The 8,483-nt window shown below is 70.4% G+C and carries 6 protein-coding genes; 2 read left to right on the forward strand and 4 right to left on the reverse strand.

The features are described from left to right. Positions 1-310 precede the first annotated feature (310 nt). The 3 genes from ABWK99_RS10600 to ABWK99_RS10610 all read right to left on the reverse strand — a co-directional run bounded on the left by ABWK99_RS10600 (position 311) and on the right by ABWK99_RS10610 (position 4,866). Positions 311-2,614: a heavy metal translocating P-type ATPase gene (locus ABWK99_RS10600; RefSeq protein WP_372594671.1), complete on the reverse strand. Its 2,304-nt coding sequence runs from the start codon at positions 2,612-2,614 to the stop codon at positions 311-313. 139 nt (positions 2,615-2,753) lie between these two features. Next, positions 2,754-2,987, reverse strand: a complete 234-nt coding sequence (locus tag ABWK99_RS10605) for a heavy-metal-associated domain-containing protein (protein ID WP_372594672.1) — start codon at positions 2,985-2,987, stop codon at positions 2,754-2,756. 562 nt (positions 2,988-3,549) lie between these two features. Beyond that, the gene (locus tag ABWK99_RS10610) at positions 3,550-4,866 is read right to left on the reverse strand and encodes an APC family permease (RefSeq protein ID WP_372594673.1); all 1,317 of its coding nucleotides are present in this window, start codon (positions 4,864-4,866) and stop codon (positions 3,550-3,552) included. Positions 4,867-5,235: 369 nt separating this feature from the next. Here ABWK99_RS10610 and ABWK99_RS10615 point away from each other — a divergent pair, with 369 nt between their 5' ends. After that, entirely contained in the window at positions 5,236-5,493 is a 258-nt protein-coding gene (locus tag ABWK99_RS10615) for a hypothetical protein (protein WP_372594674.1), read from the forward strand. 58 nt (positions 5,494-5,551) lie between these two features. Continuing rightward, positions 5,552-6,166, forward strand: coding sequence for a DUF305 domain-containing protein (locus ABWK99_RS10620; RefSeq protein ID WP_372594675.1), 615 nt, complete (start codon positions 5,552-5,554; stop codon positions 6,164-6,166). An 846-nt stretch (positions 6,167-7,012) separates the two neighbouring features. Here the strand turns inward: ABWK99_RS10620 and lnt are convergent. Further along, on the reverse strand, positions 7,013-8,482 hold the full coding sequence (lnt, locus tag ABWK99_RS10625) for an apolipoprotein N-acyltransferase (protein ID WP_372594676.1): 1,470 nt from the start codon (positions 8,480-8,482) through the stop codon (positions 7,013-7,015). Position 8,483: the final 1 nt, after the last annotated feature.

Below are 8,483 nucleotides of genomic sequence, written 5' to 3' on the forward strand. Positions count from 1 at the left end.
CCTGGGCCTGGGCCTGGGCCTGGGCCTGGGCCTGGGCCTGGGCCTGGGCCTGGGCCTGGGCCTGGGCGATGTTGAACGGGCGTGGTGTCACGCGGTCCTCTCGGTCGATGTCCGCCACTTCCTTGCTCCACGGTCCCCCGCCAGCCCGTGGCTCACCTCGGGGATCGACGAAGATCCGACGAGGATCTCGAGCTCGAGCGCACGGCTCCACACGCCGGGTCAACCGGGCCAATCCACGGCAGGCTCATCCGAGGGCGTCGATAAGCGACGTGGTGGGGTGGACGCAGCACCGGGCGTCCACCCCACCCGGTCAGCTCACCGTCACGGCCCTGGGCGCCGCCTGCACCCGGTGGCTCTGGACCTCGGGGGTGACAGTGGTCGAGACCGCGCGGAACCGGCGAAGACGCAGGCTGTTGGTGACCACGAACACCGAGGAGAACGCCATCGCGGCGCCGGCGATCAGGGGGTTGAGGAGCCCGGCGACTGCCAGCGGGATCGCCGCGACGTTGTAGGCGAATGCCCAGAACAGGTTGCCCTTGATCGTCTTGAGCGTCTGGCGCGAGAGCCGCACCGCATCCACTGCGGCGCGCAGGTCACCACGGACCAGCGTCAGGTCGCTGGCCTCGATGGCCACGTCGGCTCCCGTGCCCATGGCGATGCCCAGGTCCGACTGGGCCAGGGCGGCGGCATCGTTGACACCGTCACCGACCATCGCGACCACCCGTCCGGCCGCCTGCAGGTCCCCGACCACCCGCACCTTGTCCGCGGGCATCACCTCGGAGATCACCTCCTCGATTCCCACCTCGTCCGCGATCGCCCTGGCGGCACGGGCGTTGTCACCGGTCAGCAGCACTGGGCGCAGGCCGAGCGCGACGAGCTCGCGCACCGCCTGCGCGCTGGTGGCCTTGAGCGTGTCGGCGACCACGACCAGCCCCCGCAGCTGCCCGTCCCAGCCCGCCGCGACGACCGTGCGTCCAGCCGACTCCGCGCCGTCCAGCGCGGCGAGGAGCACCGGATCTGGAGCGGCGGACCAGCGCTCGGCGAGCCACCCCATGCGGCCCACGACGACCTCCCGGCCGTCGACGGTCCCCTCCACACCCAGGCCCTGAAGGCTGGTGAACGCCGCGACCGGTGGCAGCACGCCGAGCCGCTCCCGTGCACCGCGAGCGATCGCAGCAGCGATCGGGTGCTCGGACGCGTCCTCCAACGCACCGACCATTCTCAGGAGCTCATCGCCATCGGTGCCGGGCCCGGCCACGACATCGACCAGGCGCATCGTGCCCGTCGTCACGGTCCCGGTCTTGTCCAGCACGATCGTGTCCACACGCCGGGTCGACTCCAGGATCTGCGGGCCCTTGATCAGGACACCGATCTGGGCACCCCGTCCCGTGCCCACCATGAGAGCGGTCGGCGTGGCCAGGCCGAGGGCGCACGGGCACGCGATGATCATCACTGCGACGGCGGCCGTGAAGGCCAGCTCCGTTCCTGCGCCAGCGCCCAGCCAGAAGCCCAAGGTCGCAACGGACAGGGTGATCACGATCGGTACGAAGATCGCCGAGATGCGGTCTGCGAGCCGCTGCACCGGGGCCTTGCCGGTCTGCGCCTCCTCGACCAGCCTGGCCATCTGCGCGAGCTGGGTGTCGGCGCCGATCCTGGTCGCCCGGACGACGAGCCGACCCCCGGCGTTGACCGTCGCCCCGGTGACCGAGTCCCCTGGGCCGACCTCGACGGGGACCGGCTCGCCGGTCAGCATCGAGGCGTCCACAGCAGAGGTCCCCTCGACGATCTGCCCGTCGGTGGCGATCTTCTCCCCTGGCCGGACCACGAAGTCCTGGCCGACGACCAGCGCGTCGATGCTGATGCGGGTCTCGACGCCGTCGCTCAGGACGGCGACGTCCTTGGCACCCATCTCCAGCAGCGACCGAAGTGCAGCACTGGAGCTCTTCTTCGCCCGCGCCTCGAACCATCGGCCCAGAAGGATGAAGACCGTGACCGCGGACGCGACCTCCAGGTAGATGTCCGCCGAGCCGCCCCCACGTTCGGGCACGAGGCTGAAGCCCATCCGCATCCCCGGGTCGCCGGCGGCGCCGAAGAAGAGCGCGTACAGGGACCACAGGAACGCCGCGAGGACTCCAACGCTGATCAACGTGTCCATGGTTGCTGCCGCGTGCCGCGCGTTCGTCCACGCCGCACGGTGGAAGGGCCATGCACCCCAGACCACCACGGGCGCCGTGAGGGTCAGCGCCAACCACTGCCAGTTGTCGAACTGCATGGCCCCGATGGCCGAGAGCACGAGCACCGGCGCGGTCAGGACCGCCGACACGATGAGACGGTGGCGCAACGCCGACGCCTCGTCAGTCGGGGCCTCGGCTTCGCCGGCGACCGCCACGCTAGTGCTGGCCTGCTCGCGCAAGCGCGCCGAGTAGCCGGTCGCCTCGACCGAGGTGATCGCCTCCTCCACCGTCGCACCGTCCGCGAGCTCGACCTTCGCCCGCTCGGTCGCGTAGTTCACGCTCGCCTCGACGCCCGGGATCCGGTTGAGTCGCTTCTCGATCCTGGCGGCGCACGACGAGCACGTCATCCCACCGATATCGAGCTCGATGATGTTGCTCATGACACCTCCCCGCCCTGGACCACGACCCCGACGTCTGGGCGTGCGGCCGTGATCGGCCCGGCTGCGGTCCCGACCACCAGACCCAGTCCCAGTGCGACAAGAAGTCCTGCGGCGAAGAGCGTCAACCGCCTGGCGTCCGTCACGCCACAGCCCCCGTCACGACGTACCCGGCCTCGTCCACGGCGGCGCTGACGGCGTCCGCGTCCACCGGCACCACCCCGCTGACCCGAAGGAAGGACGTCCCGCCCGGCACGAGCTCGACCTCGACGCCGGTGACTCCGTCGACCTGGCCGACCTCCGTCGAGACCGCAGCGACGCAGTGTCCGCACGTCATTCCCGCGACGGTGTAGGTGGTCGTCGTGGTTGTCTCCATGGGGCTCTCCTCGTTCGAACGCGATGCGCGACCACACGGTCAGCACCCCCCATTGATACCCCTAGGGGGTATCAATGAGAAGCCCAAGCCTGGCTTCTTCATCGAACGTTGACGAGACGTTGCCGCAGGCGTCGCCGGCAGCGACGCATTCGGCGCTCAGCCATCTACGGCACCCCTGAAGCGCGCGGGCTGAGGGCGCGGCCCACGGCGGGCCGTCCTTGTCAGTCAGCGGTCGGCGCCGCTGCTCGAGTGGGGGAGATCGGGCTCGCCTGGGACCGCGACGCCTACCTAATCCAGACACCCCTCCCTCCGACGTTCGGAGGGCGAGCCGATGCGGCCTGCGAGGGAAGCACACGCCCACCCATGCCTCGACCGGCCCAGCGCACCCCCGCCTGCAGGACGAGCCCACCCCACCGCCCCCTGGGCTGCGGATATACCCCTGCTGGGTGTACACACCGGCAGAACCCGCACCATGCAGTCCGAACTCCAACCCATGTAGGTCCGACGAAGGGTGCCCTCCCGGCCGCGTCCCAGCCTCTTGGCGACCCGAAGGCTCCGAGGGTCACTGCTCGTGCGCGTCCGACTCCCTGCGGTGTGCACCAAGGTAGAAGGCCTCGAAGGCGAACACGGCGACGATCATCGCCGTGGCGAGCACGACGATGAAGGGGTCCTGGCGGGCCCGGATCGCGACGAAGGCGCCAAGGATGATGGTGTCGGCGACGATCGCGGCGATAAGGACGCCCGGGCGCGCGCCGACCTCGTTGCGCAGGTGCCGAAGGACGCCCCAGTGGATCGCCATGTCCATGACGAGGTACAAGATCGCGCCGACCGCGGCGATGCGGCTCAGGTCGAAGAGGGCAGCCATGACGGCAGCGACGACGACCGTGTAGACGAGGGTGTGCTGCTGGACCCGGCCCGGCATACCGAAGTGCCGGTGCGGGATGAGCTTCATGTCGGTGAGCATGGCGAGCATCCGCGAGACGGCGAAGGTGCTCGCCAGGAGGCCCGATGCCGTGGCGATGATCGCAATGACCACAGTGAAGACAACCCCCGTCCCCCCGAGAGCGGGCCGGGCCGCCTCGGCCAAGGAGTAGTCCCTGGCCTGGACGATCTCGGGGATCGTCAGCGCGGAGCCGACGGCGACGGCGACGGCGAGGTAGACGACGGCGCAGACGGCGAGCGAGATGACGATCGCCCGGCCGATGTTCCGGCCGGGGTCCACCACCTCGCTGCCGCTGTTGGTGATGGTGGTGAAACCCTTGTAGGCCAGGACCGCCAGCGCGGTTCCGGCCAGCAGTCCGCTCACCGACGCATCGATGGCGCCGCCGGAGGGCACGGGCTGGAAGTCGAAGCCGGCTACCCACAGGGTCACGACGGCGAAGGCCAGGATGCCGCCGACCTTGAGGACGGCCGCGACCTTCGAGACGGCGCCGATCGCCTTGTTTCCGGCGACGTTGACACCGAAGGCGGCAAGGATGAGCCCGACAGCCAGGACCGGCACCCAGAAGGCGTCATCGACGTCGAGCAGCTGGACCACATACGTGCCGAAGGTGCGCGCGACCAGGCTCTCGTTGATGACCATGGAGAAGGCCATGATCATCGAGGCGGTGGCCGCGACCGCCGTGCGGCCGTAGGCCTTGGACAGGATCATCGCGATCCCCCCGGCCGAGGGGTAGGCAGACGACACCTTGATGTAGCTGTACGCGCTCAGGCCGCTCACGAGCCCCGCGAGCACGAACGCCAGCGGGAACCAGGCCCCGGCGAGGCCGGCGACCTGCCCTGTCAGGGCGAAGATGCCCGCCCCGATCATCACACCGGTACCCATCGCGACGGTCCCGGCCAGGCTCAGGCTGCCCTTCCGGTAATCCTCACTGGTCACCGTCCAGCCTCCTTCTGGAATACGGCACTAGGTTCCCCCTCCTCGCACGGGCCTCCCGTGCCGCATCGCGGTCGGCTCGACACGGGACACCACCGACAAGCGCCCACCGGCGGCGGCCAGGTTCGCGGGCCGCGTTCGCCTGGTGACAGGTCCCCGGCGCCTCCACCGTCGGCACCTCAGCCCCACCACCGACGAGACCACCCAACCCCCTGGCCCGCCAGCCCGCCCACTTCTTCATCGAACCTTGACGCCTGTGCCGGGGGTTCTTCGTCGGGCGACGTCAGGCTCGCTCTTGTCAGAACACAGCGCCAGAACCCGGGCGCCACCCGACCCCGAGAGCAGGTCCGGACCATGCACGGTCAGCACGGCGTGAAGAAGCATCTCCTGAGCATGCTCGGGATCGGCGGGCTGATCTTCGTCGGCCTGCTCGTGTCGGGCCGGTCAGCGAGCGAGGCGCTCTACCTGGCGGCGGTCCTCGCCTGCCCGGTGATGATGGTCGGCATGATGCTGATGATGCGCGGGCAGCAGCACGACGATGACCACCCCACGGACGAGGTCACCAAGCAGGGCGCAGTGGCAACGGACGCCGAGAGGACCGAGGTGGCGGCAGACCACCGGCACCGGTGACGCCGAGGCGAACCGTCGACCACCGCACCGCGAACCGACCGCACGGGAGACTGCCCTGATGATGACCGCCCGCACGAGCGCACGTCTCGCGTCCCTGGTGGCACTGGCCGCGCTGCTGACGGCCTGCGGGTCCGCGCCTGCGACCCCGATCGCCACCTCGACGCCTGCCGGCGTGCAGTCCCCCGCGGCGGAGGCGGACGAGCACAACGAGGCCGACGCGACGTTCGCGCAGATGATGATCATTCATCACCAAGGCGCGATCGAGATGGCCGAGCTCGCCGTCACGAGCGCCGCGAGCGACGAGGTGCGCTCGTTGGCCGAGCGGATCGCCGCCGCGCAGGGCCCCGAGATCGAGCAGATGAGCCGCTGGCTCGACGGATGGGGTGAGGACCAGCCCGACACGGCCGACATGACGGGAATGGGCCATGCGGGCATGCAGATGGAGGGGATGGACCAAAGCGCTGTAATGGCGGAGCTGGCGACGCTAGCGGGCGCCGACTTCGACCGGCGCTTCCTTCAGCTCATGATCGAGCACCACCGGGGCGCGATCGAGATGGCTGAGGACGCGAGGGCGCAGGGCGTCCACCCCGACGCGCTCCGCCTGGCCGGGCGCATCATCGACGCACAGTCGATCGAGATCACCGAGATGGACAACCTGCTGCGCTCGAGATGAGGACAGATCTGCCGGGCTGGCGAAGTCCGCTCGGAACCGGCGCCATCGCGCCCCGACATCCGAACCTGCGGCTCGGGCACGAGCGCACACGCCAGTTCGCCCATGGCCTGCTCCACCGGCTGTGAGGTTCGGCCGGGCGCGGACATGCCTGCCGGTCGACACCCGCCGCGGCCACCAGGAGCACGTGTGAGGGCGGCCATGACCCGGACCGCAAGACCCACCGAGACGACGGTGGCGATCGCGCTGACAGCGAACCACACTCCGGCCGCCGGGCACGGCGCGGCTCCCAGGGCGCTGCTCAGCGACCCGCTCGACACGAAGGCGACGGTGACGAGCAGCCAGGTGGAGCGACGCGCCCCACCACTGGCGGGCCACGAAGCTGGCTCCAATACTTGATCCACTCCTCACCAATCCTCGGTCGGCCGTCCAAGTACACCGGCCACCGCGTGCGCTTGGCAATCACCGCAGATCCCGCACAGGCAGACGACCAGACGGTGGACGAGACCCCTCCCTCGCCGCTCGGCCGTAACGCACGGCGTGGACAGCGGTCACTGGCGCAATCGGCGCCGCCGGCGGCCTCGTCCCGCATATCCTGCACCCCATCAGGCCGCAGGTCCGGACGGCGCTGGTCGCCGGCGCGGGAGGCACCGCCCTCGTCGGCGTCCTCGGCCTCGCGCTCTCCGTGCCGATGCTGCTCAAGCGCCGTCACCGGTTCCGCAGCCGGTGGGCGCCTGGGATTGCGCTTGCCGTGTTCACCGCGATGTCCCTGGTCTCCTCACTTGTCATCGGGCCGCTGATCAGCAGACAGCCCGCGCGCCGGTTGAGCAGAGGATCTCGGACCACGAGTCACACCACGGGTGACGGCCCGGGGCCACGTCCGCCAGTGGCAACCCGTCCGGCCTGGCGCCGCCGCAGGGCATCGACCTGGGCCCCGACGAGGAGCACGACGGCCGCCGAGTCGATGAGGGCCCCCGGCCACCGGCCGAGTCGGCCGGCGAGCGTGAGGGAGGTGCGCAGCGGCAGCGCGGCGACCATCTGCTCCGCGGTGAACAACCCCGTGCGCTCGAGGAGCGAGCCGTCGGGCGCGATCATGCCGCTCACCCCCACGGTGGAGATCTGGACCACCGCTCGACCGTGCTCGACCGCCCGGAAGCGGGACATGGCCAGCTGTTGGGTCGACTCCTGGGTCAAGCCGAACGAAGCATTGTTGGTGGGGATGACGATGAGCTCACCACCGGCGACCACCGATTCGCGGATCAGCCGGTCGTAGGCCACCTCGAAGCAGATGGCGACCGTGATCGGCACCGGCCGGCCGAGCCGGCTGATCGGGACCTCCACCAGGCCGATCCGAGTGCCCGCGACCATGTCCGTGCTCACCCGGTCGATGTCCGGACTGAGGCGGCGAAAGAGAGAGCGATACGGAACGTACTCACCGAAAGGCACCGGATGCTGCTTCGTGTACGTGTCCGTGACGCCGACGCCGGGCAGCCAGACGACGTAGTCGTTGTACCGCACCGGCGGCTCGAAGCGCTGTGTGCCGAGCAGGATCGGCACGCCCGCGGCCCGAGCAACGGCATCGACCGCCTCGCCGAGCGCACGATCGGTGCGCGGATCGATGTCCGAGGAGCTCTCCGGCCACAGCACGACGTCGAGCCCCCCGGGACCGACGTCCCGGAGCAGATCCCGGGTGCCCGACACGTGGTTACCGGCGACCCTCCTGGCCTGGGTCGACGCATCAGCGCCCGGCGCTGGCACGTTCCCCTGGACCGCGCCCACGGTGAGCGTGCCCGCCTCAGGGGTGACGCCCAGCGGTATCGCGCCCGAGCCCACCACGACCGCCACCGCCGCCACCAACACCCGGCCCGTAGCGACCGAGCGCACCCCCCCATCGCGGACCAGAACCACGGCGTTGGCCAGCAGTCCGCCGACGACGACCACCGCGGCGCTGACCAGCGGCGCGCCCCCGAGGGAGGCGAGCCGCAGGAGTGGCGCGTCCGTCTGTGAGAAGGCGAGGAGCCCCCAGGGGAATCCCCCGAACGGCACCCTGCTGCGAAGCTGCTCGACAGCAACCCACAGGACGGCGGCCGCTGCCACCTGAGCCGCCGACCGCCCACGCAGGTAGGACGAGCGGGACACAACGACCCAAGCGACGCCAAACCCGCCGACGGCAGCGGCTTCCAGCACCGACAGGGCGAGCCATCCGCCCGGTTGCCCGACGGCCTCATTGGCCCACCACAGGTGCGGAAGGAAGAACGCGAGGCCGAAGGTCCCACCGGTGAGGAACCCCCCGCCGGGCGAGGCACGACGGAGCGCCAAG

The organism is Actinotalea sp., from assembly GCF_041597215.1.
In the GTDB taxonomy this organism is placed as follows: domain Bacteria; phylum Actinomycetota; class Actinomycetes; order Actinomycetales; family Cellulomonadaceae; genus Actinotalea.